Annotated in this window: 2 protein-coding genes; both read left to right on the top strand. The window is 63.4% G+C overall.

Annotated elements, in window-relative coordinates; all coding sequences use genetic code 11:
• Positions 1 to 216 precede the first annotated feature (216 nt).
• Complete coding sequence (locus BRAO375_RS03885) at positions 217 to 1,089, top strand: carbohydrate ABC transporter permease (protein WP_035638837.1); 873 nt, start codon at positions 217 to 219, stop codon at positions 1,087 to 1,089.
• Positions 1,090 to 1,091: 2 nt separating this feature from the next.
• A partial coding sequence (locus BRAO375_RS03880) for a carbohydrate ABC transporter permease (RefSeq protein WP_035638835.1) occupies positions 1,092 to 1,572 on the top strand: 481 nt, incomplete at its 3' end.

Below are 1,572 nucleotides of genomic sequence, written 5' to 3'. Positions count from 1 at the left end.
AATCCGACCTCTCCCCGCCCTAGCGAAGCTTCGCTTCGCCCTGGCGGGGCGAGGTGACACCGAGCCCGCGGCTAGTTCGGGCGCGATACAGGCGCTTCTTTGTCGTCATTGCGAGGAGCGAAGCGACGAAGCAATCCAGAGTCCCATCGACGCCCCTGGATTGCTTCGCTTCGCTCGCAATGACGGCAGTGATCATCGAGCAGAACGGATCGCGACATGCCCACCCGACAAACTCAACTGCTCGCCCGGGCGCTGATGTCGCCGGCGGTCATCCTGTTGTTCATCTGGATGATCGTGCCGCTGGCGCTGACCGTCTACTTCTCCACCCTGCATTACAGCCTGCTCGACCCCGGTTCCGAGAGCTTCGTCGGGCTGGAGAATTTCGAGTATTTCCTCACCGACCCCGCCTTCCTGGCCTCGCTGCAGAACACGCTCGTCCTGGTCGGTTCGGTGCTGCTGCTCACCATCGGCCTCGGCATTCCCCTGGCGATCCTGCTGGACCAGCCTGTCATCGGTCGCAACTTCATCCGGCTCATGGTGATCGCGCCATTCTTCGTGATGCCGACAGTCAGCGCGCTGGTGTGGAAGAACCTCTTGATGCACCCGGTGTCCGGCCTGTTCGCCTGGATCGCGACCTCGCTCGGCCTCAAGCCGATCGACTGGTTCACCGACGCGCCGCTGCTCGCCGTCATCTTCATCGTCGCCTGGCAATGGCTGCCGTTCGCGACCCTGATCCTGCTCACGGCCTTGCAGTCGCTCGACGAGGAGCAGGAGGAAGCCGCCGAAATGGACGGCGCCGGCGCGCTGTCGCGCTTCATCTACCTGACGGTGCCGCATCTGGCGCGGCCGATCACGGTGGTGATCCTGATCGAGACGATCTTCCTGCTCACCGTGTTCGCCGAGATCTTCGTCACGACCGGCGGCGGCCCGGGCCTGCAGACCACCAACATCGCCTTCCTGGTCTATTCGCAGGCGCTGATCCAGTTCGACGTCGGCACGGCCTCGGCCGGCGGCCTCGTCGCGGTGGTCATCGCCAACATCGTCGCCTTCTTCCTGGTCCGCATCGTCGGCCGCAACCTGGAGGCCTGACCATGGCGCGCAAGGTGACTGGACGTCACGTCGTGATCTCAACGGTCGGCGCATGGCTCGCCGGCTTCGTGATCTTCTTCCCGATCCTGTGGATGGTGCTGGCGAGCTTCAAGACCGAGCTGGAGGCGTTCGCGACGCCGCCCTCGTTCCTGTTCTTCCACTGGACCACGGAGAACTACGTCACCGTGCAGGAACGCAGCGACTATCTGCATCACGCGCTGAACTCGTTGATCGTCGCCGGCGGATCAACCTTGATCGCGATGCTGATCGCGATTCCCGCGGCATGGTCGATGGCGTTTTCGCCGACCAAGCGCACCAAGGACATCCTGCTCTGGATGCTCTCGACCAAGATGATGCCGCCGGTCGGCGTGCTTGTGCCGATCTACCTGATCTACAAGAACATGGGCCTGCTCGACACCCGCGCCGGGCTCGTCTTCATCCTGTGCCTCGGCAACCTGCCGATCGTGATCTGGATGCTGTTCA

The organism is Bradyrhizobium sp. ORS 375, from assembly GCF_000239775.1.
Taxonomy (GTDB): domain Bacteria; phylum Pseudomonadota; class Alphaproteobacteria; order Rhizobiales; family Xanthobacteraceae; genus Bradyrhizobium.
Note: the sequence above shows the minus strand (reverse complement) of the source record. Positions and strands in the feature narration are given on the sequence as shown.

Coding starts and splice junctions, on each gene's coding strand:
- BRAO375_RS03885 (WP_035638837.1), top strand. CDS start 217: ATGCCCACCCGACAAACTCAACTGCTCGCCCGGGCGCTGATGTCGCCG.